Annotated in this window: 20 protein-coding genes and 1 riboswitch; of the genes, 6 read left to right on the top strand and 14 right to left on the bottom strand. The window is 72.6% G+C overall.

Features of this window, described 5'->3' with window-relative positions; genetic code table 11:
• Positions 1-30 precede the first annotated feature (30 nt).
• A complete protein-coding gene (locus ACFYZ3_RS32560) occupies positions 31-1287 on the top strand; it encodes an MFS transporter (RefSeq protein ID WP_385974621.1) in 1257 nt (418 codons plus the stop codon).
• Complete coding sequence (locus tag ACFYZ3_RS32565; RefSeq protein ID WP_388525306.1) at positions 1229-2566, top strand: D-arabinono-1,4-lactone oxidase; 1338 nt, start codon at positions 1229-1231, stop codon at positions 2564-2566. The genes ACFYZ3_RS32560 and ACFYZ3_RS32565 overlap by 59 nt, the downstream gene beginning before the upstream one ends.
• On the opposite strand, the gene ACFYZ3_RS32570 is transcribed toward ACFYZ3_RS32565, so the two are convergent.
• Positions 2490-3416, bottom strand: a complete 927-nt coding sequence (locus tag ACFYZ3_RS32570; protein WP_388525308.1) for a hypothetical protein — start codon at positions 3414-3416, stop codon at positions 2490-2492. The two genes, ACFYZ3_RS32565 and ACFYZ3_RS32570, sit on opposite strands and share 77 nt — an antisense overlap.
• Before the next feature lie 472 nt (positions 3417-3888).
• Here ACFYZ3_RS32570 and sepH point away from each other — a divergent pair, with 472 nt between their 5' ends.
• Complete coding sequence (gene sepH, locus ACFYZ3_RS32575) at positions 3889-4950, top strand: septation protein SepH (protein ID WP_356862469.1); 1062 nt, start codon at positions 3889-3891, stop codon at positions 4948-4950.
• Positions 4951-5269: 319 nt separating this feature from the next.
• Here the strand turns inward: sepH and ACFYZ3_RS32580 are convergent, their stop codons facing one another.
• Positions 5270-6121: a sulfurtransferase gene (locus ACFYZ3_RS32580; protein WP_388525312.1), complete on the bottom strand. Its 852-nt coding sequence runs from the start codon at positions 6119-6121 to the stop codon at positions 5270-5272.
• Between the two features lie 235 nt (positions 6122-6356).
• On the opposite strand from ACFYZ3_RS32580, the gene ACFYZ3_RS32585 reads away from it, so the two are divergent.
• Entirely contained in the window at positions 6357-7160 is an 804-nt protein-coding gene (locus tag ACFYZ3_RS32585) for a VOC family protein (RefSeq protein WP_388525315.1), read from the top strand.
• Positions 7161-7214: 54 nt separating this feature from the next.
• Here ACFYZ3_RS32585 and ACFYZ3_RS32590 read toward each other — a convergent pair whose 3' ends face one another.
• The 6 genes from ACFYZ3_RS32590 to ACFYZ3_RS32615 all read right to left on the bottom strand — a co-directional run bounded on the left by ACFYZ3_RS32590 (position 7215) and on the right by ACFYZ3_RS32615 (position 13547).
• Positions 7215-8063: a ketose-bisphosphate aldolase gene (locus ACFYZ3_RS32590; RefSeq protein WP_388525317.1), complete on the bottom strand. Its 849-nt coding sequence runs from the start codon at positions 8061-8063 to the stop codon at positions 7215-7217.
• Positions 8064-8115: 52 nt separating this feature from the next.
• Entirely contained in the window at positions 8116-9054 is a 939-nt protein-coding gene (locus tag ACFYZ3_RS32595) for a DMT family transporter (RefSeq protein WP_388525320.1), read from the bottom strand.
• On the bottom strand, positions 9051-10043 hold the full coding sequence (locus ACFYZ3_RS32600) for an N-acetylglucosamine kinase (protein ID WP_388525322.1): 993 nt from the start codon (positions 10041-10043) through the stop codon (positions 9051-9053). The genes ACFYZ3_RS32595 and ACFYZ3_RS32600 overlap by 4 nt, the downstream gene beginning before the upstream one ends.
• A 49-nt stretch (positions 10044-10092) precedes the next feature.
• Positions 10093-11250: an SIS domain-containing protein gene (locus ACFYZ3_RS32605; protein ID WP_388525324.1), complete on the bottom strand. Its 1158-nt coding sequence runs from the start codon at positions 11248-11250 to the stop codon at positions 10093-10095.
• The gene (locus ACFYZ3_RS32610) at positions 11247-12554 is read right to left on the bottom strand and encodes a D-tagatose-bisphosphate aldolase, class II, non-catalytic subunit (RefSeq protein ID WP_388525326.1); all 1308 of its coding nucleotides are present in this window, start codon (positions 12552-12554) and stop codon (positions 11247-11249) included. Before ACFYZ3_RS32610 ends, ACFYZ3_RS32605 begins: the two co-directional genes overlap by 4 nt.
• Before the next feature lie 204 nt (positions 12555-12758).
• On the bottom strand, positions 12759-13547 hold the full coding sequence (locus tag ACFYZ3_RS32615; RefSeq protein WP_388525328.1) for a GntR family transcriptional regulator: 789 nt from the start codon (positions 13545-13547) through the stop codon (positions 12759-12761).
• A 243-nt stretch (positions 13548-13790) separates the two neighbouring features.
• Here ACFYZ3_RS32615 and ACFYZ3_RS32620 point away from each other — a divergent pair, with 243 nt between their 5' ends.
• The gene (locus tag ACFYZ3_RS32620; RefSeq protein WP_388525330.1) at positions 13791-15860 is read left to right on the top strand and encodes a glycoside hydrolase family 36 protein; all 2070 of its coding nucleotides are present in this window, start codon (positions 13791-13793) and stop codon (positions 15858-15860) included.
• 29 nt (positions 15861-15889) lie between these two features.
• Here the strand turns inward: ACFYZ3_RS32620 and ACFYZ3_RS32625 are convergent, their stop codons facing one another.
• The 4 genes from ACFYZ3_RS32625 to ACFYZ3_RS32640 form a co-directional block, all read right to left on the bottom strand.
• Positions 15890-16540, bottom strand: a complete 651-nt coding sequence (locus ACFYZ3_RS32625; RefSeq protein ID WP_356862447.1) for a thymidine kinase — start codon at positions 16538-16540, stop codon at positions 15890-15892.
• Between the two features lie 79 nt (positions 16541-16619).
• Positions 16620-17813, bottom strand: a complete 1194-nt coding sequence (locus ACFYZ3_RS32630) for an alkaline phosphatase family protein (RefSeq protein ID WP_388525332.1) — start codon at positions 17811-17813, stop codon at positions 16620-16622.
• On the bottom strand, positions 17813-18409 hold the full coding sequence (locus ACFYZ3_RS32635) for a DUF5998 family protein (protein ID WP_003973177.1): 597 nt from the start codon (positions 18407-18409) through the stop codon (positions 17813-17815). The genes ACFYZ3_RS32630 and ACFYZ3_RS32635 overlap by 1 nt, the downstream gene beginning before the upstream one ends.
• 62 nt (positions 18410-18471) lie before the next feature.
• Entirely contained in the window at positions 18472-21513 is a 3042-nt protein-coding gene (locus tag ACFYZ3_RS32640; RefSeq protein WP_388525335.1) for a GNAT family N-acetyltransferase, read from the bottom strand.
• A gap of 202 nt (positions 21514-21715) precedes the next feature.
• Between ACFYZ3_RS32640 and ACFYZ3_RS32645 the strand changes: the two genes are divergently transcribed.
• Positions 21716-21997, top strand: coding sequence for an HPr family phosphocarrier protein (locus tag ACFYZ3_RS32645; protein ID WP_007445064.1), 282 nt, complete (start codon positions 21716-21718; stop codon positions 21995-21997).
• A gap of 136 nt (positions 21998-22133) precedes the next feature.
• On the opposite strand, the gene ACFYZ3_RS32650 is transcribed toward ACFYZ3_RS32645, so the two are convergent.
• Both ACFYZ3_RS32650 and ACFYZ3_RS32655 read right to left on the bottom strand, forming a co-directional pair.
• Entirely contained in the window at positions 22134-22829 is a 696-nt protein-coding gene (locus ACFYZ3_RS32650) for a GntR family transcriptional regulator (RefSeq protein WP_388525338.1), read from the bottom strand.
• 120 nt (positions 22830-22949) lie between these two features.
• Positions 22950-23714 (bottom strand): M23 family metallopeptidase, encoded by a 765-nt coding sequence (locus ACFYZ3_RS32655; protein WP_388525340.1) that lies wholly within the window; start codon positions 23712-23714, stop codon positions 22950-22952.
• Positions 23715-23726: 12 nt separating this feature from the next.
• A riboswitch (cyclic di-AMP (ydaO/yuaA leader) is annotated at positions 23727-23891 on the bottom strand.
• Positions 23892-24010: the final 119 nt, after the last annotated feature.

Consider the following 24010-nt stretch of genomic DNA (forward strand, 5'->3'; position numbering starts at 1 on the left):
CTCGTGACCGAGCCGCTTCCGGAGACCTCGTTGGCCAGTCCCTACCGCGCCCTGTTCGCCCTCCCGGGCACCAAGGGCTTCTCCGCCGCGGGTTTCCTCGGCCGGATGCCGCTGTCGATGATGGGCATCGGCGTGGTGACGATGATCTCGCAGCTCACCGGGCGGTACGGACTGGCCGGGGCGCTGTCGGCCACCATCGCGCTCGCCGCCGCCGTGGCCGGGCCGCAGGTCTCCCGCCTGGTGGACCGATACGGGCAGCGCCGGGTGCTGCGCCCGGCGACCCTGGTGTCGCTGACCGCGGCGGCGGTCCTGCTGCCCGCCGCGCACTACGGGTGGCCGGACTGGGTGCTGTTCGCGGCCTGTGTCGGCATCGGCTGCGTGCCGAGCCTCGGGGCGATGGTCCGGGCCCGCTGGGCGGCCCTGTACCGGGGCACGCCGCAACTGCACACCGCGTACTCCTTCGAGTCCGTGGTGGACGAGATCTGCTTCATCTTCGGCCCGATCATCTCCATCGGCCTGTCCACGGCCTGGTTCCCGGAGGCCGGGCCGCTGCTCGCCGCCTGCTTCCTGGCGACCGGCGTCTTCTGGCTGACCTCGCAGCGCGCCACCGAGCCGGAGCCGCACCCGCGCGAGCACAAGGGCGGCGGGACGGCGCTGCGCTCCCGGGGGCTCCAGGTCCTGGTGGGCACCTTCGCGGCCACGGGGACGATCTTCGGTGCCATCGACGTCGTCACCGTGGCGTTCGCCGAGGAGGAGGGGCACAAGGCCGCCGCCAGCCTCGTCCTCGCCCTCTACGCCGCGGGGTCGTGCACGGCCGCCATGATCTTCGGGCTGCTGCGCTTCGCCGGGCCGCCGGAACGCCGCTGGCTCCTGGGCGTGTGTGCGATGGCCGTGAGTATGATCCCCCTCCTACTGGTCGGAAACTTGCCGTTTCTGGCCGCGGCGCTGTTCGTTGCGGGTCTGTCCATCGCTCCCACGATGATCACGACGATGTCCCTCATCGAAGAGCACGTACCACGCACGCAGCTCACCGAGGGCATGACCTGGGTGAGCACCGGACTCGCGGTCGGGGTCGCGCTCGGCTCCTCCGCGGGCGGCTGGGTGATCGACGCCTCCGGGGCGCGCGCGGGGTACGGGGTTCCGGCGGTGGCCGGGGCCGTCGCGGTCGCGGTCGGTTTCCTCGGGTACCGCCGGCTCAAGCGGCCGGAACCGCGTCGGGGAGGCACCGTTGAGCAGCACACGCACGGCGAGCGGCAGGACGAGCGGCCGGAACGGCACATGGCGTAACTGGGGCGGCAACGTCTCCGCGCGCCCCGCGCGGGAGGTCACTCCCGCCTCCGTCGACGAACTGGCCGACGCCGTCCGCCGGGCGGCCGAGGACGGGCAGCGGGTCAAGGCGGTCGGCACCGGGCACTCGTTCACGTCGATAGCCGCGACGGACGGTGTGTTGATCCGGCCTCAACTGTTGACGGGCATCCGCAGCATCGATCGCGACGCCATGACGGTCACGGTCGAGGCCGGCACCCCGCTCAAGAGGCTCAACATGGCGCTCGCGCGCGAGGGTCTGTCGCTGACCAACATGGGCGACATCATGGAGCAGACCGTCTCGGGGGCCACCAGCACCGGCACCCACGGCACCGGCCGCGACTCGGCCTCGATCGCCGCCCAGATCCGGGGCCTGGAACTGGTCGCGGCGGACGGCTCGGTACTGACCTGCTCCGCGGACGAGAACCCCGAGGTGTTCGCCGCCGCCCGGATCGGCCTCGGAGCGCTGGGCGTCGTCACCGCGATCACCTTCGCCGTGGAGCCGGTCTTCCTGCTGACCGCCCGCGAGGAGCCGATGCCGTTCGACCGGGTCCTGGCCGACTTCGACGCACTGTGGTCGGAGAACGAGCACTTCGAGTTCTACTGGTTCCCGCACACCAACAGCACCAACACCAAGCGCAACAACCGCAGCGCCGGTCCGGAGCGGCCGGTGGGCCGGTTCAAGGGCTGGCTGGACGACGAGTTCCTCTCCAACGGCCTCTTCCAGGCGGTCAACTGGGTCGGGCGCGCGGCACCCGCCACCATCCCGTCGATCGCCCGGATCTCCAGCCGGGCGCTCTCCGCGCGGACGTACACGGACACTCCCTACAAGGTCTTCACATCCCCGCGCCGGGTGCGGTTCGTGGAGATGGAGTACGCGGTTCCGCGTGCGGCCGTCGTCGACGCGCTGCGCGAGTTGAGGGCGATGGTCGACCGGTCACGGCTGCGGATCAGCTTCCCGGTCGAGGTGCGCACCGCCCCGGCCGACGACATCACACTGTCCACCGCGTCGGGCCGCGACAGCGCGTACATCGCCGTGCACATGTTCCGGGGCACGCCCTACCAGGCGTACTTCACCGCCGCCGAGCGCATCTTCACGGCGCACGAGGGCCGGCCGCACTGGGGCAAGGTGCACACCCGGGACGCCGGGTACTTCTCCCGGGTGTATCCGCGCTTCGGCGAGTTCACGGCGCTGCGGGACCGCCTTGACCCTGACCGTCTGTTCCAGAACGACTACTTGCGCCGGGTTCTGGGGCCGTAGCCGAGGCGTCCGGGTCGGGGGCCCCGGTGCCGCCGGCGCCCTCGTCGCCATCGGTGTCCGGGGCGGGCGTCGGGCTGGACGCCGTACCGCCGCCCTGCGTCGGACCGGCGTCGGGCGACGGGTTTCCGTCGGTTGCGTCCGGGCTCCCGGAGGGGGTGGGGGCCGGGGCGTCGCTTCCGGAACCGGAGCGCTTCGTGTCGCCCGAGTCCCCGGAGTCCCGGCCGTCCTGCGGGTCTTCCGCGTCACCGGAGTCGCCGGAGTCCCCGGACTCCCCCGAATCGGCGTCGGACTTGTTGTGTCCGGTGAAGGCGCTGCCGACGGTGGTGCTGTGGCCGCCGCTCAGGTTCTGGCCGGAGGCGAACTCGTACACCGTGATCCCGGCCATGGTGACGCCGAAGACGAGGGCCGCCGCGACCAGCGGGCGGCGCCAGCCCTTGGTCCGCGCGCGGTAGACGGTGCCCTCGGTGAACTCTCCCGAAGCCGAAGCCGAAGCCGAAGCCGAACCCGAAGCCGAACCCGAAGCCGCAGCCGGGTTCGGGTCCGGCGCCGCGGCCGGAACCGACGTGGTCCGCCCGTCGATCCGCACGGCGGCGACGGTGCGCTTCACCCGGATCTGCTCCCCGGTGCGCTTGAAGAAGTGCTGGAGCACGGAGCCCCCGCAGGTGGCGACGACACTGATCAGGCCGGCTCCGGCGATCGTGCCGTAGACACCGAAGGAGGAGGCGAGTTTGGCGGCCACCACCGCCGCCAGGGCGCTGCCCGCGACCTGAGGGACACTCAGGTCGATGCGCCTGGACTCCCCCTTCGAACGCACGTCCGCCCCACCCGCACCATCGGACCTTTCACGCATCGCCGGACCTTGCCTGCCTTTCCCGTACGGGATCGATCAACTGCATGAGAAAGGGACGTGCGGCCGAAACCATTAGTTCCGTTTCTGGTGATTGCGTGAAGTACGCCACGCCCAAGATCGCGGAAATCGCGCCAGGGACGGCCGAGCGTCACCCCTTGCCAGAAGTTGGGCGGCGCGCCAATCCACGCACGTGGTCCGAATGGAGTACTGTTGCGAGCCCTGGAGCCGGTCTCCCGACAGGGGGTCCGACACCTTGAAGGACCGCCGGGAGGGGGCTAGTTGCACAGGGTGACGAGGTTGGTCACTTAGCGTTGCGAACAGGTAACCGTGCCATAACGGCGATCCAGGGCCCGCGCCCGACACGCCGGGCAACTCGGCAAGGTTGTGGCAGGCTGCACCCGGGCAGGCCACACTCGACAGAGCGGAAGCAGCGACGCACGTGACGTCGGCAGGCACCACCCGGGAGGTCCCCATGCCCGAACTGCGTGTCGTGGCCGTCTCGAATGACGGCACACGGCTGGTGCTGAAGGCTGCGGACAGCACGGAGTACACGCTTCCGATCGACGAGCGGCTCCGCGCCGCCGTGCGCGGCGACCGTCCCCGCCTCGGCCAGATCGAGATCGAGGTGGAGAGCCATCTCCGCCCCCGCGACATCCAGGCGCGTATACGTGCCGGCGCGACCGCGGAAGAGGTCGCCCAGATGGCCGGCATCCCCGTCGATCGCGTACGGCGCTTCGAGGGCCCCGTGCTGGCCGAGCGCGCCTTCATGGCGGAGCGGGCCCGCAAGACCCCCGTCCGCCGTCCCGGCGAGAACTCCGGGCCGCCGCTCGGCGAGGCCGTCCAGGAGCGGCTGCTGCTGCGCGGCGCCGACAAGGACACGGTCCAGTGGGACTCCTGGCGCCGCGACGACGGCACCTGGGAGGTTCTGCTGGTCTACCTGGTCGCGGGCGAACCGCACTCGGCGAGCTGGACGTACGACCCGCCCCGGCGGCTCGTACAGGCCGTCGACGCGGAGGCACGCGCGCTGATCGGGGAGTCCGACGACCTCGCCGCGCCCGAGCCCAGCTTCCCGTTCGTGCCGCGCATCGCCCGACTGCCGCGCGACCGGCCGCTGGACCGCACCCTCGACCGGGAGCAGCGGGAGCGGCCGAGCCTGCCCCCGCCGCCGCCGTCCGAGCCGGCCGACGACACCGCGGCCACCGCCTCGGCCGAGCGCGAACGCGACTCGCTCACCAGCCTGCTGGAGGCCGTACCGAGCTTCCGCGGTGACCTCGTGGTGCCCGAGCGCGCTCCGGATCCGGTGGAGGAGCCCGTCGAGGAACCCGAGGTGGAGGAGCCGCCCGCGCCCGCGGCGTCGGCCGGTTCCGCGTACGCCGACGTGCTCATGCCGCGCTCGGTGGCCAGCCACCGCGACCGCCTCACCGGCTCCACCGACCGCCAGGCCGAGGCCGACGGCGTCCGGCCTGGTCGCCGCGCGGCGGTACCGAGCTGGGACGAGATCGTGTTCGGCACGCGGCGCAAGAAGCAGGAGTAGTCCGGTCTTCGCCGAATGAGCGACCGAGGTCGGGGCCGCACCCGGGTGGGTGCGGCCCCGACCTCGTGCCAACGGCCCACCGCGCGTGCGGCCTTGCCGCGGACGGGCCTGCGCGTGCGGCCCTCGTGCGGGCGCTGCGCCATCCACGATGCGGGGCCTTGCCCCCGGGTCCGGCCCCCGGCCCCGGTCCGGCGCCGGTCCGGCCCCGGTCCGGCCCTCATCCCTGGGCGGGCGCGGCTCCCGCCACACGCCGGGGCCCCACGCGCGGCGACCCGGGTCTCCCGCGCGCGAGACTGCCACCCACGCTCAGCGCACTCACCTACTGCGGGTCGGGGCCCACCGCCACCGGCCGGGCCGGGTCCGACGACCACTCGGACCAGGAGCCCACGTACAGCGCCGCCGGAATCCCCGCCACCGCCAGCGCGAGCACCTCGTGGGCAGCCGACACGCCCGAGCCGCAGTACACGCCGACCGCGCCGTCCTCCGTGGCGCCGAGGGTCTTGAAGCGTGCCCGGAGTTCCTCGGCGGGCAGGAAGTGCCCGTCCGGGGCCACGTTGCCGGTCGTCGGCGCGGACACGGCGCCCGGGATGTGGCCGCCGACCGGATCGATCGGCTCGACCTCGCCCCGGTAACGCTCCCCCGCGCGGGCGTCGAACAGCACCCCGGACCGGGCCAGCGCGGCCGCCCCGTCCGCGTCCAGCAGCCCCGTCGCGCCCGGCGACGGCGTGAAGTCGCCCTCCGCGGACGCCGGGACGTCCGTCGACAGCGGCGCCTCCCAGGACGGCAACCCGCCGTCGAGGACCCGCACGTTCGGGTGACCCGTCCACCGCAGCAGCCACCAGGCGCGGGCCGCCGCCCACCCCTGCCCGCCGTCGTAGACCACGACCGGCCGCCCGTGCGACACGCCCGCCCGGCGCATCGCCGCGCCGAACTCCCCCACCTCGGGCAACGGGTGCCGGCCGTTCACCCCGGGTGCGGAGGCCAGTTCGCGGTCCAGGTCGACGTAGACGGCACCGGGCAGGTGCCCGGCCGCGTACTCGGCCCGGCCGTCGAACTGCGGGGCGCCGGCCGCCTTCGCCGTGCTCAGCTGCCAGCGGACGTCGAGCAGGACCGGCGGATTGGCGCCCGCCAGTTCGTCGGCGAGTTCGGATGCGGAGATGATGGCGTTCATGGCCCCATCCTGACGTACCGAGTGGCCGAGGCGTCGTTGTCGGGCTACTCTGCCCGCCGGACAGTACCGGTCACGAGGCGTACGGGTTCGGCCACATGCTGTACTGCCCGGGCAGGCGGGCCGGCCCACGAGCGCGAGCACGCCCGAAGCACGCACCGGAACCCGGTGCCGGTGCCGAGGCCCGTCGGAGCGGAAGCGGACGCACGGCCCGCGGAGGGCCGAGAAGAGGGTGACGATGACCGACGCACGGGGATCGGACAGCCGGATCGGCGAGACGAACGCCCGACGCGCGCCCGGCACGCCCTGCTGGGTGAGTCTGATGGTGCACGGACCGGCCGCCACCCACGACTTCTACGGTGCCCTGTTCGGCTGGGAGTTCCGGCCCGGCCCTCAGCAACTGGGCCCCTATGCGCGGGCCCTGCTCGACGGGCGGGAGGTGGCCGGCATCGGGCAGCTGCCCCCGGACCGGCAGCTGCCCACCGCCTGGACGCCGTACTTCGCCTCCGACGACGTCAACCGGACGGCCGAGACGGTGCGCCTGTGCGGTGGCACGGTCGGCGTCGGCCCCCTGGACGCGGGCGAGGCCGGCCGCATGGCCCTGGGTTCCGACCCGGCCGGCGCCGTCTTCGGCATGTGGCAGGCGGCCGCACACCTGGGCACGGCCGTCACGGGCCGGCCCGGCACACCGGCCTGGAACGAGCTGCTGACGTACGAGACGGCGAGCGTCGCCAAGTTCTACGAGACGGTCTTCGGCTTCGAACTGCTCCCGGACCCCTCCCCCGACCGCGACTACGTGACCCTGCGCATCGAGGGCCGCCCCGTCGCCGGCCTCCACGGCGTCGGCGACGCCCTGCCGCGCGACCGGGGGCCGCACTGGATGACGTACTTCGAGGTGGCCGACACCGACGAGTCCGCGGCGCGCCTCGTCGACCTGGGCGGACACGTCCTCGCCCCGGCCCACGACACGCCCCACGGCCGGATGGCGACGGTGGCGGATCCGGAGGGGGCGCGGTTCACGCTGCTGCACGTGGAGCGGTGACGGGGTGACGGGGACGGCCGTACGCCTGCCGGCCCCCGCGGGCCTCGGCCCCGCTCAGCCGCTCACCACGGCGAGCAGGGCACGTACCGTCTCCGCCATCGTCTCCCGGCCGCGCGCGACGTAGGGGCGGGGGTCCGTCAGGTCGGGGCGCGCCGCCAAGGTCTCGCGGACCGCGCCCGTGAAGGCGATGTTGAGGGCGGTACCGACGTTGACCTTCAGGATGCCCGCCCGGACGGCCCGCCGCAGTTCGTCGTCCCCGACTCCGGACGAACCGTGCAGCACCAGGGGCACGGGCACGGCCTGGCGGAGTCGTTCGATCAGTGCGTGGTCAAGGGACGCGGAGCGTTCGGTCATCGCGTGGCTGCTGCCGACGGCGACGGCCAGCGCGTCCACGCCGGTGTCCGCCACGTAGCGCGCCGCTTCCTGCGGGTCGGTGCGCACCCCGGCCGCGTGGGCGCTCGCGGGGGCGTCGGGTTTGCCACCCACGTAGCCGAGTTCGGCCTCCAGCCACAGGCCCGCGCCGTGGGCCCACTGCGCCGCGGCGCGGGTGGCGGCGAGGTTCTCGGCGTAGGGCTGCGCCCCGGCGTCGAACATCACGGAGGAGAACCCCGCGTCGGCCGCCCCGCGCAGCAGCCGCGGGTCCGTCACGTGGTCCAGGTGCAGTGCGACGTCGATGTCGCAGGCCTTGCCGACCTCGGCCGCGGCCCGCGCGATGGGCTCGACCCGGCCGCCGTGGAACCGCACGGCGTTCTCGCTGATCTGAAGGATCACGGGGGCGCCCGCGGCCTCCGCACCGGAGGTGATCGCCTCGGCGTGCTCCAGCGTGATCACGTTGAACGCCGCGACGGCCCGGCCGGCGACGGCGGCCTTCGAGACGAGTTCGCGCGTGGGAACCAGGGGCATGGGGGTGCTTCCCCTCGCTTTCGTGTTGCTTCGGGTGGGTGGGCGTTCGGGGCTAGCGTCCGACGGAGCTCACGTCGCCGTCCGCCACACCCGGTGCCACGGAACTCTCGCCGCTCTTCTCGTCGCTGTAGACCATCAGCGTCGAGCCCGCGAGGGCGAGCACGATGCCGAGGGCGCCCCAGATGCTGGGCAGCGTCTGGTAGACCGCCAGGGACAGCACGATGGTCAGGACCGGGGCGAGTGCGTTGGTGACGGGGGCGACCACGGTGGCCTTGCCCCGGCTGAACGCCATGACCAGGAACAGCGCGCCGACGGCGTTGAGGACCTGGGTCACCGCGGTGAGCGCCGGCGCCTGCCAGGGAGCCCCGGACGGCAAGCCACCCATGATCGCGAACGCCACCGGAACCAGCAGCAGTCCACTGATGGTCATCCAGCCGAAGGTCGTCGCTTCGTTGACCCCGACGAGCGCGGCCTTGCGCATGCAGAACGCCTGCACACCCCAGGCGACACAGATCAGGATGGCCATCGGCAGCCAGGGGCCGTGCGCGTCCGAGTCGCCCCCGCCGCTGGGGATGCTGAGCAGCACGATCGCCACCAGCGCCGCGACCACGCCCACGACGGCGAGCCGGGTGATCCGCTCCCGCAGCAGCACCGTCGCCATGAGGACGGTGATCACCGGGGACAGGGACACCAGGGGGAAGATCAGGTACGCCGGGCCGTCGGCGAGCGCCTGGAACAGCAGCAGTTGTCCGCCGGCGCCGGTCAGTCCCGCGATCAGTCCGTACATCGCGGCGACCGGCCTGCGGTCGAAGGTCCTGCCGCGCATCGCGAAGTACGCGGGGATGAGCATCGTGAAGGCCCAGATGATGTAGATCATCTCGTTGGGGTAGCCGTACCTGCTGTTCGGCTCGCTGGAGAAGGCGCCCCACACTCCCCAGAACAGGACCAGCAGCGACGCGTACAGGATCCAGCCTCTTGTGCCGTTCTTCATTGTTCGTCCTCTCCTGGGGCGAGGGACCCTGAGGCCTTGCGCAGCGCGTCGAGCGCCGGCCGGTCGAGCGGGGTTCCAGCGAGTTTCGCCGCGTACAGGGCAGCGCCCACGACGGGCTCGTACAGGGGGTGTCGCAGCTCGTAGCCCGCGAAGCTGCCCTTCAGTCCGGTGGTGAACGCCTCCAGGACCGGGGCGGCGCCGAAGGTACCGCCGGAGTAGGAGACGGGCACGGTCTCGTCCGGGCCGAAACCGAGCCGTTCGCGGGTGACTTCCACGAGCAGGGCGAGTTCGCGGCCGGCCTCCGCGAGGATCGCCGCGGCGGTCTCGTCGCCGGATGCGGCCGCATCGGCCACCGAGCGGCTCAGTGCGGCGATCCGGCCCCGGTCGCCCTGCCACCGGTTGTGCACGACGTCGATCACGTCGAGGTCGGACTCCAGGCCGAGCCTGCTGCGGAACACCCCGGCCAGGGGGCCCTCGGGGAGCCGTCCGTCGCTCATCCGGGAGAAGGCGTTGAGGCCGCGGATCGCGATCCAGTAGGCCGATCCCTCGTCGCCGAACGACTCGCTCCAGCCGCCGATGCGTACGCCCCGGCCCTGCCGCTCGCCGTACGTCATCGAGCCGGTGCCGCTGATGACGTTGATGCCGTCGGCCGCGCCGAGCGAACCCGCCCAGCCGCAGACCATGTCGTTGTCGCACGCGTAGCGGTCGTGCCCGAGCACCGCCCGCGGTGTCGCGTCGAGGACGGGCAGGTCGTGGGCCGCCTCCCCGTAACCGGGCAGGCCGAAGAAGGCGTACTCGATGTCGGCCGGGGCCAGTCCGGCCGCCGCGCAGACGGTGCCGACCCCTTCCCTCAGCACACGCTCGACCAGCTCGATGCCGTGGGAGAAGTAGTACGAACTTGCCGCCTGGGCACGCGCCACCACTTGTCCGGACCGGTCGACCAGACAGAACGCGGTTTTCGTACCGCCGCCGTCGACACCCAGGAACATCGTCGTACCTCCGTCCGGCGCCCTCGATCCGCGCCGTCGCTGACTTCGATCAGTCGTTCAAGGAGTGCAGGGTCACGCCCCGCACCACGCGGTTGACCTCACCCGAGGGGAACGGGTTGTCGGGCCGCAGGCCCCGGGCCTGGGAGGCGCGCAGGGCGATGAGCTGGGCGTACACCACGGCGGGCAGGGCCAGGGCGGCGTCCTCGACGTCGCCGAGGCCCGGGAGCGGCCAGGCATCGGTGCCCTCCGTTCCCGCGCCGGTCTCGGCACAGACCGCGACGACACTGCCGTCAGGAAGGTTTCCGCGCAGCTCCGCGACGATGTCGTGGTCGTACTGCCGGGTGTAGGGGTCGTTCGACACGTACACCACCGCGACCGAACGTTCGTTGAGCACCGCCTTGGGGCCGTGCCGGAATCCCAGGGAGGACTCCGCGACGGCCATGAGCGTCCCGCCGGTGAGCTCCAGCACCTTCAGTGCGGACTCCTCGGCGAGTCCCTTCAGCGAGCCGCTGCCGAGGAAGACGATGCGCTCCGGTGCGCGGTCCACCAGGGCGCCGGCCGTGCGGTCGGCGGCGGCGCCCTCGATGATCGACTCCGCTGCCCGTGCGAGGCGTTCGGCGACCCCTTCGCAGGCGTCCTTGCCCAGCGCGAGCAGTGCCGCGAGCGTCATGCAGGTGAAGCTCGACGTCATGGCGAAGCCGCGGTCGTTGGACGCGGCCGGCATCAGCAGCACGTGCGACTGCGGCCGCTGCGCGTGTTCGCGCGCCAGGCGGCCCTGCTCGTTGCAGGTGATCACGAGGTGGTGCACCTCGGAGAGGACCTGGTCGGCCAGGGCGGTGGCGGCGACGGACTCGGGGCTGTCGCCCGACCTCGCGAAGGAGACCAGCAGCGTGGGCAGGTCCTCGGCGAGGCACCCGCGGGGGTCGGCGACGAGGTCCGTGGTGGGAACCGCGTCGACGCGCCGCCCCAAGTGCCGTGCCAGGGAGGGCTGGAGCACCTGGCCGGCGAACGCGGACGTCCCGGCGCCGGTGAGCACCACGCGCAGGTCGCCGCGCGCCACGAGCGGACCCAGGAACGCGTCCAGCGCTTCCCGGGAGGCTCCGACGATTCGGTCGACCTCCCGCCACAGGGCGGGCTGCTGGGCGATCTCACGGACGGTGTGGACAGCGCTGTCGTCGAAGGGCAGCGTGCCGGGGGGCGTGGTCACACGTACTCCCTCTGGTTCTGGTTCTGGTTCTGGTCGGCGGCGCGGTCGTACTCGCGCAGGACGTCACGGACGTGGTCCACGGCCAGTTCGCGAGGGCGGGCGGCGAGCTCGCCGCGGCGGACGCGGGCGTACTGGAGCGGAAGGTGCGCGCTGAGCAGGGGCAGCGGGACGGCCGCGGCCGAGAGGTTGGCCAGCAGCCGGGCCTGGGCCGCTTCGATCTCGGGGTCGGTCCAGTAGTAGCGCATCCGGTCGCTGTAGCTGTAGCGGCGTGCGAGGTGCTGCTCGGCGTCGCCGCCCGGGTAGTAGCCCTCCCACTGGGCGGGCTCGGCGAGCATCCGCCGCTCCACGACCTCGGGAAGGCGTGACCGCTCGCCGGCCGGCACCAGCTCGTCCTCGATCGCGGCGAGGGCGAACAGCGCCTCGCGCAGGGCGAAGGTCAGCCCGGGGCCCACCTTGAGGACCGCCCAGTGGTCCTCGACCAGTGCGCTGAGCGCCTCGGCGGTCTGGTAGTCGGTCGAGTGGGCCTCGTAGACCATGGTGGGCTCGTCGTCGAGGACCTTGCGCAGTTCCTCGGTCGACTCCCGCCGGTAGTCGACGACCCGTAGGTGGTCGAACTCCACGGCCGGCTGCACCACCAGGGCCATGACGCGGGGCCAGACCCCTTCGACGCCGTGCCGGGCGAACGCCTTCCGGTGCTGCTCCAGGGTCGCGCGCGCCGCCTCGGGCGTGGTGGGCACCAGAGCGCCGAGCGTCTCGTGCGCGCCGCCGGGCGTCGGCACCTCGGTACCGATCACATACCGGATCCGCTCCGCCCGCTCGGGGCCCACCGTGTCCTCGGCCACCCGGATCAGCCGCGCGGCGCGATCGGCGACCACGTCGTCGGTCAGCGGCGCGGGGTCACCGGCGCAGGCGAAGCTGCAGTCCAGGTGGATCTTGGTGAAGCCCGCCTCCGCGTAGGCCGCGACCAGGGCATCGGCCTGCCGCATCGCCTCGTCGGGCGGCAGGGACTGCCACCGGTTCGGTCCGAGATGGTCTCCGCCGAGGATGACGCGGTCCAGTGGCAGACCGTGTTCCCTCGCGATGCCGTGCACGAGGTCACGGAAGTCGGCGGGACGCAGACCCGTGTAGCCGCCGTACTGGTCGACCTGGTTCGAGGTCGCCTCTACCAGTACCGGACCACCGGTCTCGCGTGCCTGCACCACGGCCGCCTCGATGACCAGCGGATGGGCCGAGCACACGGAGGTGATGCCCTGTGGTCGTCCGGCCTTCTGGCGCCGGACGATCTCGTCCAACGGGCTCTGCATTGCCAACCCCTTACTGAAGTGCAATTTGAGCTCGTTTGCCGCATGGCCCGAAGCTCATGCGGAACGTTACTGGTCTTATTTTCGGCCGTCAATAGTCTCTATTGGTATGCTTCTGGTATTCCCGGATGCCTGATGAAACGGCGACGGGCCGGACGTCGGCTGCTCCGACGCCCGGCCCGGGCAGGACGGTACGGGACCGTTCGTTCAGGTCTGGTTGGTGATGGAGGCCCGGAACCGGTAGCGGTCCCCCCGGTAGACCTGGACGGTCAGTTCGATCGGGCGGCCGTCCTGGTTGGAGGTCAGCTGGGTCGCGACCAGCATCGGCATGGTCGCCCCGATCTCGAGCAGCTCCATCTCCCGCGCCGTCGGGTGGCGGGCCTCGACCGAGTAGTCGGCGACCCGGGGAAGCTGCGGCGGGTCGGCGGCACGCAGGGTGGCGTACAGCGAGGCGGTGCTGAAGTCGGTGTCGGCCAGGGCAGGGCAGGCCGACAGCGGCAGCCGGTTGTGCTCCAGCACGACGAGCAGGCCGTCCAGGAAGCGCAGCCGGTGGAGGTCGAAGAGGTCGGCGCCCGGGGCGATCCGGAGCTGCTCGGCCTCCGCCACGGTGGCCGGGCGGACGGTGGCGGAGAGCACCTTGCTGGCCGTCGTCAGGCCGTTGGCCTCGGCGTAGTCGGCGAATCCCTGGACCTGGGGAACAGTCGAGGCCGGCGCGGTCACCACTTCGGGGAACAGGCCCGGTTCGGCGACGAACCACCCGCGCGACGACGACGGCCGCACGACGCCTCGCGCCTCCAGCTGGGCGAGCGCGGCCCGCAGCGTCACGCGCGAGACGGCGTACCGAGTGACCAGGGCCCGCTCCGAGGGCAGCCGGTCACCCGGGCGGGCGGCGGCGGCACGCAGGTCCTCGAGGAGCCGCGCGGCCGTGCGCTCGTACAGCGGGAGGGCATCGTCGGCGAAGAGGCCTCTGGGCATCGGCGTACTCGCTTCGGTCATACCAGAAGCGTACCGGTTCCACCGGCCGCGCAGGCACCCGTACCCCTCGCTTCCCCACCGGCACGAGGTGAACTCCTGGGTCGTGGCGGACCTTTGGACCATTGACATGCCAATCGAATACCACTTACGTTCTCGATGCAGGCCACCCGGAGCCCGATGGCGCCGCCCTCGCCCTACCGGGTGTCCCGACTCCGTTCGAGGAGCCGGTTACAGACCAGAGCCTGCTCCGACAGAGAGGCCGACATGACGGATGTGAACCGGCGCAGCGTACTGAAGGTGGCGCTGGGGGGTGCCGGCCTGGCCGCCCTCCCCTCCGTGGCTCCGGGCGCCACACCCGCGGCCGCCGCACCGCGCAGCGGCCCCGACCTCGTCGGGGTCGGCGACACCTCCATCACCCTGGAGTTCGACGACCGACTGCGCAGCCGGGTGGCGTTGCAGGGCGTCGACGTCACCCGCTTCGACGCCGGTGAGGCCCTGCTGGTGGACGGCGGGGCGGTCGACGAGTTCACCTACGGCGGGCACGAGACCCGCAGGACCCGGCATTCCCGGCACGGCGCGGGCGTCGGAGTGACCGTCTGGGGCACGTCCGCGACCGGGGTCCGCAAGACGGTGGAGCTGACCTCCTTCCAGCGTCTGACCGGGATGATCGTGATGAAGGTGACCTACACCAACGGGACCGGTACCCCGCTGGCGGTCACCGGATGGCGCAGCGGGGCCCACGAACTCCTGGAAGTTCCCGGCGGCTTCTACACCTTCTCGGGAACCACGTACGAGGACCGTCGCGACTGGGTGCGGCCGATGACGGACGGGTTCGTCCAGGAGAACTCGCTGGGGATGGACGCCTCCGACTACGGCGGCGGCACCCCCGTGGCGACCGTGTGGCGGCCGGGGGCCGGGCTCTCCGTCGGGCACGTCGAACCCGTGGCCAGGATGCTGCGCCTGCCGGTTCGCCGGACGGCCGGCGGAGCGAGCCTCGCCGTCGAGGGCGACACCCCTGTGACCCTGAAGCCGGGGCGGCGCCTGACCACCGACACCACCTTCCTGACCGCCCTGCCGGGCGACCACTTCGCACCGCTCCAGCGCTATCGCGACTACATGAGCGACATCGGCCGGCGTGCGCCCAGGACGCCCGGGCCGGCCCTGGAACCCATGTGGTGCGCCTGGGGCTACGAGCGGGACTTCACCGTCGAGCAGGTCGTCGCAACGCTCCCCAAGGTGCGGGAGGTCGGCCTCAAGTGGGCGGTACTCGACGACGGCTGGCAGACCAACGAGGGCGACTGGGAGCTGGACCCGCGGAAGTTCCCGCGGGGAGCGAGGGACATGCGGGCCTTCACCAAGCAGATCCGGGACGCCGGCCTGCGGCCGCGCCTGTGGTGGGCTCCGCTGGCGGCGGACCCGGAGAGCAGCCTGTACCGGAACCACTCCGACATGCTCCTGCTGGATCGTGAGGGCAACAAGCAGCGCGTGAGCTGGTGGGACGCCTGGACGCTGTGTCCGGCGTACCGGCCGACGGTGGACTACTTCGTCGGGCAGGTGAGGCGGTTCATCGGCGACTGGGGATACGAAGGGCTCAAGATCGACGGCCAGCACCTCAACGCCGTCGCGCCCTGCTACAACCCGGCGCACGGGCATGCCCGCCCCGAAGAATCGACCGAGGGCCTCGCGCGGTTCTGGAAGGCGGTGTACGAGGCCGCCCACGAGGCGAACCGCGACGCCGTGGTGGAGCTCTGCCCCTGCGGCACCGCCTTCGCCTTCCACAACCTCCCCTACGTCGACCAGTACCCGAGCTCGGACCCGCTCTCGTCCTACCAGGTCCGTACGAAGGGCAAGTCGATGAAGGCGCTGATGGGGCGGGGCAGCAGCTACTCCGGCGACCACGTCGAACTGAGCGACGGCGGCGACGACTTCGCTTCCAGCTACGGTGTGGGAGCCGTCCTGTCGACGAAGTTCACCTACCCCGCGGGCCCGGACGACGGGATCGTGCTCACGCCGGAGAGGGAAGCCCTCTGGCGCCGGTGGGTGAACCTGTACGAGGAGAACATGCTCTCCACGGGCGAGTACCGGGGCGAGCTGTACGACATCGGTTTCGACAAGCCCGAGGCGCATGTGGTGGCGAAGGGCGCGACCCTGCACTACGCGTTCTACGCCGGGCGGTGGGACGGAACGGTCGAGCTGCGTGGCCTGGGCCGCGGCAGGTACCGCCTGACCGACCCGTTCAACGGCACCTCTCTCGGCACCGTCGACGCCCGGCACAACACCGTGGAGCTGGCCTTCGAGCGTTTCCAGCTCATCGTGGCCGAGCACATCGGCTGATCAGGGCCGGCGCGCGCCGGTCCCGGCACTCACGTGGCGGAGACCGGCAGCACGTCCGGCGAGAGCGCCGCCGCCCGCGCCGTCGCGCTCGTCATCCGCCTGCGGTGGTGGCGGCGGCACAGCACCTCGTAGCCGATCTCGTCGGGGGACTGGGCGACGTCCCCGACGACCACCTGGGCGCCCTCGACCACCATGACGCCGCCCACGGTGCGGGCGTTGTGCGTGGCGCGGGCCCCGCACCAGCACAGGGCCTCGACCTGGAGCACCTCGACGCGGTCCGCCAGTTCCACCAGCCGCTGGGAGCCCGGGAACAGCTTGGAGCGGAAGTCGGTGGTGATGCCGAAGGCGTACACGTCGACGTCGAGGTCGTCGACCACGCGCGCGAGCTGGTCGATCTGGTCCGGCGCGAGGAACTGCGCCTCGTCCGCGATCACGTAGTCCACCCGGCCGCCCTGCGAGAGGTGGTCGACGACGTGGGCGTACAGGTCCTGGCCGTCCCCGACCTCGACCGCGTCGGTGACGAGGCCGAGGCGGGAGGAGAGCTTGCCCTCGCCCGCACGGTCGTCGCGGGTGAAGATCATGCCGGCCAGTCCGCGCGCCGAGCGGTTGTGCTCGATCTGGAGAGCCAGTGTCGACTTCCCGCAGTCCATCGTTCCGGAGAAGAACACCAGCTCGGGCATGAGGGGTTGGGCACCTTTCGGCATCGAGGCAGAGGTCCGCGGGCGTGTCACGGGGTGATCGCGGGGTGTTTCGCGGGTGTCAGGAGCGTACTTCGAGCAGCGGGACGAGCTGCTCGGCAGGGGTCATCGAACCGTGGTTGCCTACCATCGCCGACTCCTTGGGCTCCCGCTCGGAGGCGATGAGCAGGACGTCGTCGCGCGCCGCGGCCACCACGTCGCCGATGCGCTCGTACACCCGGTCGTCGATGCGGGGGCCGAACCAGCCCGCGGCGATCGCCTCGTCCCGGGACGCCACCCAGAACTGCTCGCCGAGCACCTCGCGCCAGCAGAACAGCACGTCGTTGTGGGCGCCTGGGACGGCGTAGACGTGGCGGGCGCGGCCCTCGCCGCCGAGGAGGGCGACGCCCGCCTTCAGCTCCCAGTCCTCGTCGAAGTCGATGCGGTGCTCCTCGTCGAAGGGCACGTCGACCATGCCGTGGTCGGCGGTGACGTACAGGGCGCTGCGCGGGGGCAGCCGCTCGGCGAGGCGCTGGACCAGCCGGTCGACGTGTCCGAGCTGGCCGCGCCAGGTGTCGGAGTCGACGCCGAAGCGGTGTCCGGCGCCGTCGACCTCGGCGTAGTACGTGTAGACGAGGGCGCGGTCGGCGCCGGCCAGCTGCTCGGCGGCGCAGTCCATCCGGTCCTCGCCGGACAGGCGTCCGTGGAACTCGCCGCCGCTGAGCGCGACCTTGGTCAGCGGGGTGTTGGCGAAGGTGGGCGAGGAGACCTGGGCAGCGTGCACCCCCGCCTCGTGGGCGAGGCCGAAGACGGTGGGGTGGGGCTGCCAGGGGCCCGGCGCGGTCCACGGCTGCCAGCGGAGCTGGTTCATCAGGGCGCCGGTGTCGGGATTGCGCACCGTGTACCCGGGCAGGCCGTGGGCGCCCGGCGGCAGACCGGTTCCGACGGAGGCGAGGGAGGTCGCCGTGGTCGCCGGGTAGCCGGCGGTGATCGGGCGACCCGTGCCGCCGCGCGAGCTGCCCAGGAGGGAAGTCAGGAAGGGGGCGTCCTCGGGGTGCGCGCGCAGCTGCTCCCAGCCGAGGCCGTCGATCAGGAAGACGCAGTTGCGGTCGGCGGGGGTCAGTTCGGTGATTCCCGCGGTCATGCCGGGGACGCCGAGGCCGGCGGCCAGGGTGGGCAGCAGGTCGGCGAGGGAGCCCCGGCCGTACTCGGGTACGGGGGCGGAGTCGACGGGGAGCGGTTCCGGGTGGGTGTCCCAGGCGGTGTGCTGCACCATCAGCGGGCGGAGTCCGCGGTCGCCTCGGAGAGGGCCTGGGCGAAGGTGAGCGCCTGGCGCACCGTCTCCGGGCCGTCCCCCGCCTCGCTGACGCGCAGGCTGAGGTCGTCGGCCGTCGAGCTTCCCGTGTAGCCGTGGTCGGCCTCGCAGTTGGGGTCGCCGCAGGCGGCGGGCTCCAGGTCGAGGCGGGAGACGGCGCCCCAGCCGATGGTCAGCACGATCTCGCGGGGCAGGGTGCCCGGCTTGTACTGCTCCGGGTTGGCGACGACGCGGCTGACGACGATGGACGAGATCCGGCCGAGCTTGACGGACTCCGTGGACGTCGTGGCGTACGGCGTCGGGGAGGTGTCGTCGGCGGCCTGCTCGTCGGTGTGGCTGACGATGAAGCGGTTGCCGGTGAGCACCAGCACGGTCACGTGCCGGCGCACCTCGTTCTGGTCGAACGTCGTCTCCTGGTGGACCAGGTACGACCGCACGGGCTCGCCGCCCACGGCGGCCTCCACCGCCTCGGCCACGAGGGCCGGGTAGTAGCCGCTGCGCTCGATCGCCGCTCGCAGCCCCTGGGTCGTCGTACTGGTCTTGGCCATGCCGTCCATCCTACGGGGACCCACTGACTGCGAGGGACGCTCCTGCGGTACCCGTCCCGGGCCGTGGCGGGTCAGTAGGCCGGCAGGGTCCGCGGGCCCAGGTCGTCCCTGGCGGGAGGGGGCGCGAGGCGGACGGAGGCGCCGAGGACGCTCAGGCCGTGCGGGGCGACCACGACGGGCTCCAGGGTGACCGCGACGACCTCCGGGTGGTCGTCGACCAGCCGGGAGACCCGCAGCAGCAGCTCCTCGAGGGCGGCGGCGTCCACGGGGGCCGAGCCGCGCCAGCCGAAGAGGAGGGGGGCCGTGCGGACCGAGCGGATGAGCGAGGTGGCGTCCCGGTCGGTGACCGGGATCAGCCGGTGCGCCATGTCGCCGAGCAGCTGCGTGGCGGCGCCGGCGAGGCCGAAGGAGAGCACCGCGCCGGCCGCCGGGTCGATGACCGCCCGTACGACGGTGTCGACGCCGCGCGGGGCCATGCCCTGCACCACCGGGCGCAGCTCCGCGGGCTTCCCGAACAGCTCGGTCAATTCGGCGTAGGCCCGCCGCAGTTGCTCCTCGTCCGCGAGGTCGAGGCGTACGCCGCCCAGGTCGGCGCGGTGGCGCAGGTGCGGGGCGGTGGCCTTGAGGGCGACCGGGTAGCCGATGGTCCGCGCGGCGGCCGCGGCGTCGTCGGGAGTGGCCGCGGGCAGGGCGCGGTGCACGTGGACGCCGTACCGGCCGAGCAGGTCGCAGGTCTCCTGGCTGCCGAGGGTGAGCCCCTGCCCGCGCGCGAGGAGCCCCGCTATCTGCTGGGCGGCGCCCTTCTCGTCGATGTCCTCGTACTCCGGCACCTTGCCCGGGTCGGCCGCCTCGCGCCGCCACTGGGCGTAGGCGACCGCCTCCCCGAGGGCGCGGACGGCACGCTCGGCGGCGGGGTATGCGGGGATGAGGTGGGCTCCCTCCGGGGCCCGGACGGCGGAGGGCGGCCGGCCCGGATCGGCGGACGGGCGGGGCGGGCCGGACGGGCCGGACGGAGGCTGATCGGCGGTGCCGGGAGGGGCGGGGGGAGCGGTGCCCGGAGTGGCTTGGGACGCCGGGCCGCCGGGGGTGGCCGGCGGCCCGGCACCCGGACCGGGCGGGAAGACCGCGCTCGGAGCCGCCGGGGAAGTGGTGCCCGGAGCCGCCTGGGGGCCGGTGCCCGGGGTGGCCTGGGACGCGGTACCCGGGGTGGCCTGGGACGCGGTGCCCTGGGCCGTCTGCGGGGCCGTGCTCGTCGCCGCGGACAGGGCCTCCGCCAGGCCGCCCAGCTCCACGTGGACCACGAGGACGGGCTTGGTGGGGACCGCGGCCGCCGCCGAGCGCAGGGCCTCCGCGAGCGCGGCGTCCCCGGCCGCCCCCTCGCCCACCGTCGGGATGGCGGTCACCACGACCGCGTCGCACGTGTCGTCGGCCAGGGCCCTGGCCAGGGCCGCGTGGAAGTCGTCGGCCGAGGCGGCGGTGGTCAGGTCCAGCGGGGGCTGCGGGCGCAGGCCCTCGGAGAGGCACGCGTCGTACGTGAGCAGTCCCAGGGACTCCGAGTTTCCGAGGATGGCCACCCTCGGTCCGGCGGGCAGCGGCTGGCGGGCGAGGAGCAGCCCCGCGTCGACCAGGTCGGTGATGGTGTCGACCCGGATCACGCCGGCCTGCCGCAGCAGCGCGGAGACCGTCGCGTGGGGCAGCCGTGTCGCCCGTACGGCGTGCCCCTGGGGTGCCACGCCGCCGTGCCGGGCGCCCTGCACCACAACCAGGGGCTTGGCGGCCGCCGTACGCCGGGCCAGGCGGGTGAACTTGCGCGGGTTGCCGATGGACTCCAGGTACATCAGCGCGACGTCGGTGTCCGGGTCGTCGTACCAGTACTGGAGGACGTCGTTGCCGGAGACGTCGGCGCGGTTGCCGGAGGAGACGAAGGTGGAGACGCCGGTGTGGCCGGTGACCCCGCCGCCGCGCCGGTGCAGCCGGGAGAGCAGGGCGATGCCGATGGCGCCGGACTGGGCGAACAGGCCGATCCGCCCGGGGCGCGGCATCTCGGGGGCGAGGGAGGCGTTGAGCCGCACGTCCGGGGAGGTGTTGATGATCCCGAAGGCGTTGGGCCCGATGATGCGCATGCCGTACGTGCGCGCGTGCCGCACGAGGGCGCGCTGGCGTTCGCGTCCCTCGGGGCCGCTGTCGGCGTATCCGGCGGAGATCACGACCAGTCCCTGCACCCCGTGCTCGCCGCACGCGGTGACGACGTCCGGGACGTGCTCGGCGGGCACGGTGACGACGGCGAGGTCGACGGGCCCGTCGATGTCGCGCACGGAGCGGAACGCCGAAACCCCGTCGAGTTCCTTCATGTCCTCGGGGAAGGCCCTGTTCACGGCGTACAGGCGGCCCGTGTACCCCGCGTCCCGGATGTTGCCGAGGATGCTGCGGCCGACGCCGCCCGGGGTGCGGCCGGCGCCGACGACCGCGACCGAGCCGGGCTGCAGCAGCCGCTGGACGGAACGGGCCTCCGCGCGGTGCTCGCGCGCGTACTGCACGGCCAGCGAGCGGTCGGTGGGTTCGAGATCGAACTCCAGGCGGACCACCCCGTCCTCGAAGCTCCGCTTCTGGGTGTACCCGGCGTCCATGAAGACTTTGATCATCTTGTTGTTGGCGGGCAGCACCTCGGCGGCGAAGCGGCGGATGCCCCGCTCCCGGGCGACGGCGGCGATGTGCTCCAGGAGCGCCGAGGCGACGCCGCGCCCCTGGTGGGCGTCCTGGACGAGGAAGGCGACCTCGGCCTCGTCGGCCGGTGCGGTGGCGGGCGTTCCGTCGGCCCCGATCCGGTCGTAGCGTACGGTGGCGATGAACTCGCCGCCGATGGTGGCCGCGAGTCCCACCCGGTCCACAAAGTCGTGGTGCGTGAAGCGGTGGACGTCCTTGGCGGACAGGCGAGGGTACGGCGCGAAGAAGCGGTAGTACTTCGACTCGTCGGAAACCTGCTCGTAGAAGCTGACCAGGCGCTCGGCGTCGTCAACGGTGATGGGGCGGACGCGCGCGGTGCCGCCGTCGCGCAGCACCACGTCGGCTTCCCAGTGGGCGGGGTACTCGTGCCGGTCCGACGAGGTCTGCATGGGCCCCAGAGTACGGCTCGCGTACGACAACGGCGCGGGGCAGTCTGTGGGGGACGGATGCCCGGACCGAGGCCGCGGTCCGGGACCCGTACGGGGCGGCCCACGTGGTCGTCCCGGCTCGCTTCACGATGTGGGAAACTGGTCTAGACAAGACTGGTCTAGACAACTTCACCGCCTCTGAACACCTGAAGGGCAGCATCACATGGCTGAGCGCCGCGTCAACGTCGGCTGGGCCGAGGGTCTCCACGCCCGCCCCGCCTCCATCTTCGTCCGAGCCGCCACGGCCACAGGCGTCCCGGTGACGATCGCCAAGGCCGACGGGTCCCCCGTCAACGCGGCCTCCATGCTGGCCGTGCTCGGCCTCGGCGCCCAGGGGGGCGAGGAGATCGTCCTCGCCTCCGACGCCGAGGGCGCGGAGGCGGCCCTGGACCGGCTGGCGAAGCTGGTCGCCGAGGGGCTCGAGGAGCTTCCCGAGACCGTCTGACGGACGGGACAGCAGCAGCGAAAGGCCCGCCGGGAGCACCGGACGGGCCTTTCGTCTTTCCCTCTTCCGCTTCAGTCGATTCGGGACGGCAGAAATAGCCGCCGAAATTCCCCCGCTTTTGTCTACGGAACCTTTGTTACCGGAGCGGGCTCGCGGTGTTTACGGAATGTTGCGTATTCCTCACACGGTCCGGCGCCGCGCCGCCGGTGGCGAATCGGAGCCGGTGGCCGGATGCCGACCGCTCGATGTGCAGGGTCATGAGCGCCCGCGCGCGTTCACCGTCCCCCCGGGCCACGGCGTCGGTGATCGCCGCGTGCTCCGCCCAGTACTCCACCGGTCCGACCGGTGCTTCCACGACGTACATCCAGGCGATCTTGTGGCGGATCTGGGTCAGCAGCGCGGCCAGCGAGGGGCTGTCCGCCGCCCGGGCGAGGGTCTCGTGGAACCAGCCGCCCAGGGAGCGCAGCTCGTCCACGGTGCCCCGCCTGGCCCGTTCCTGCCCCAGCCTGACCAGACCGCGCAACACCTTGAGGTGGGCGTCGGTGCGCCGCCGGGCGGCCCGGGAGGCTCCGAGCGGCTCCAGCAGCGTGCGGGTCTCCAGCAGGTCGGCGGCCTCCCGGGCGGTCGGTTCCGCGACGCACGCGCCCGCGTGCCGCCGGGTCACCACGAAGCCCTCCGCCGCCAGCGTGCGCAGGGCCTCGCGGACGGGGACGCGGGAGACGCCGTAGCGGCGGGCGAGGATTTCCTCGGTGAGCCGGCTCCCGCGTCCGTGGACGCCGGCCACGATGTCGTCCCGAATCGCCGTGCACACCGAATGCGCCGGAATACGCATGACCGACCTCCGCCTTGATCCCCTGAAACGCCGACGATGGACGCGCTTTCAGCGACTCTAGGCCAATCAAGCCGGTATGGAATACAAAAGGCCCCGACTCGGGAAGCCGGGGCCTTTTTGTCAGACGTTCACGCCGTGGGAGCGGAGATAGGCGACGGGGTCCACGTCCGAGCCGTACTCGGGGCTCGTACGGGCCTCGAAGTGCAGGTGCGGTCCCGTGACGTTGCCGGTGGCACCCGAGACGCCGATCTGCTGGCCGGGCTCGACCGACTGGCCGACCGAGACGCCGATGGACGACAGGTGCCCGTACTGCGTGTACGTGCCGTCGTGCATCCTGATCACGACCTGGTTGCCGTACGCGCCGCCCCAGCCGGCCTCGACCACGGTGCCGACGCCGACGGAGTGCACGGACGTGCCGCTGGAGGCGTGGAAGTCGATGCCGGTGTGGCTGCCGGAGGACCACAGGGAGCTGCCGGCCTGGTAGGCGGTGGAGACGTACGAGGCGGTGATCGGCGCGACGAAGGTGTTGAGACGCTTGCGCTCCGCCTCACGCGCGGCGCGCTCCTTGGCCTCGCGCGCCTCCTTGGCCGCCTCGGCCGCCCGCTCGCGGGCCGCCTCCCGGGCCGCCTCGCGGGCGGCGGCGTCCGCGGCCGCCTGCTTCTGCGCGAGGGCCTGGGCGTCGATCTCGTCGGCTATGGAGTCGCCGATGGTGACGACCGGGGTGAGCCCGGTCTGTTCCGCCTCGGGCTCGGCGGCGAGCGCCGGAGCCGCGAGGGTGCCGACGACGCCGGTGGTGGCGAGGGCCGCGACCCCCGCCGCGCGGGCGGTGGTGCGGTGCACCCGGCCGGTACGGCGGTGCTTCCCGGTGGCGCGCGTGAACGCCATGTAGAGGCTTGTCCTTTCCTTCCCTCTCGCCTACCGGGTTAGCTGACGGGTTCGGAGGTGGAAGGTCTCCTACGGACCCCCTCGCGGTGCGCGCGGGCGTCCGATTCACCCCAGGGACTGCGATGGGTCCCCGGCTCCCCTGGCTCGCGCCGTACGGGGACTCGGCGATGACTGTCCGGTGCCGCGGATGCGGCGCACTGCCTGACGAACAGCCCGGACGACGCTAAACGCGGCTGCGTTCAATCCTCAAACGCAACAGGCTTTTTGTAGCGCACGCCACAGGGCAGACAGGCAAC

The organism is Streptomyces sp. NPDC001599 (assembly GCF_042893535.1).
GTDB lineage: Bacteria > Actinomycetota > Actinomycetes > Streptomycetales > Streptomycetaceae > Streptomyces.

Excerpts from the sequence above, each read along its gene's own strand:
- ACFYZ3_RS32625 (WP_356862447.1), bottom strand. The coding sequence starts at position 16,540 with ATGCCCGAGCTGGTGTTCTTCTCCGGAACGATGGACTGCGGGAAGTCG.
- ACFYZ3_RS32600 (WP_388525322.1), bottom strand. The coding sequence starts at position 10,043 with ATGTTCCTGGGTGTCGACGGCGGCGGTACGAAAACCGCGTTCTGTCTG.
- ACFYZ3_RS32650 (WP_388525338.1), bottom strand. The coding sequence starts at position 22,829 with ATGCGTATTCCGGCGCATTCGGTGTGCACGGCGATTCGGGACGACATC.
- ACFYZ3_RS32620 (WP_388525330.1), top strand. The coding sequence starts at position 13,791 with ATGACGGATGTGAACCGGCGCAGCGTACTGAAGGTGGCGCTGGGGGGT.
- ACFYZ3_RS32580 (WP_388525312.1), bottom strand. The coding sequence starts at position 6,121 with ATGAACGCCATCATCTCCGCATCCGAACTCGCCGACGAACTGGCGGGC.
- ACFYZ3_RS32640 (WP_388525335.1), bottom strand. The coding sequence starts at position 21,513 with ATGCAGACCTCGTCGGACCGGCACGAGTACCCCGCCCACTGGGAAGCC.
- ACFYZ3_RS32645 (WP_007445064.1), top strand. The coding sequence starts at position 21,716 with ATGGCTGAGCGCCGCGTCAACGTCGGCTGGGCCGAGGGTCTCCACGCC.
- ACFYZ3_RS32635 (WP_003973177.1), bottom strand. The coding sequence starts at position 18,409 with ATGGACGGCATGGCCAAGACCAGTACGACGACCCAGGGGCTGCGAGCG.
- ACFYZ3_RS32590 (WP_388525317.1), bottom strand. The coding sequence starts at position 8,063 with ATGCCCCTGGTTCCCACGCGCGAACTCGTCTCGAAGGCCGCCGTCGCC.
- ACFYZ3_RS32630 (WP_388525332.1), bottom strand. The coding sequence starts at position 17,813 with ATGGTGCAGCACACCGCCTGGGACACCCACCCGGAACCGCTCCCCGTC.
- ACFYZ3_RS32610 (WP_388525326.1), bottom strand. The coding sequence starts at position 12,554 with ATGCAGAGCCCGTTGGACGAGATCGTCCGGCGCCAGAAGGCCGGACGA.
- ACFYZ3_RS32615 (WP_388525328.1), bottom strand. The coding sequence starts at position 13,547 with ATGACCGAAGCGAGTACGCCGATGCCCAGAGGCCTCTTCGCCGACGAT.
- ACFYZ3_RS32585 (WP_388525315.1), top strand. The coding sequence starts at position 6,357 with ATGACCGACGCACGGGGATCGGACAGCCGGATCGGCGAGACGAACGCC.
- ACFYZ3_RS32595 (WP_388525320.1), bottom strand. The coding sequence starts at position 9,054 with ATGAAGAACGGCACAAGAGGCTGGATCCTGTACGCGTCGCTGCTGGTC.
- ACFYZ3_RS32655 (WP_388525340.1), bottom strand. The coding sequence starts at position 23,714 with ATGGCGTTCACGCGCGCCACCGGGAAGCACCGCCGTACCGGCCGGGTG.
- ACFYZ3_RS32570 (WP_388525308.1), bottom strand. The coding sequence starts at position 3,416 with ATGCGTGAAAGGTCCGATGGTGCGGGTGGGGCGGACGTGCGTTCGAAG.
- sepH (WP_356862469.1), top strand. The coding sequence starts at position 3,889 with ATGCCCGAACTGCGTGTCGTGGCCGTCTCGAATGACGGCACACGGCTG.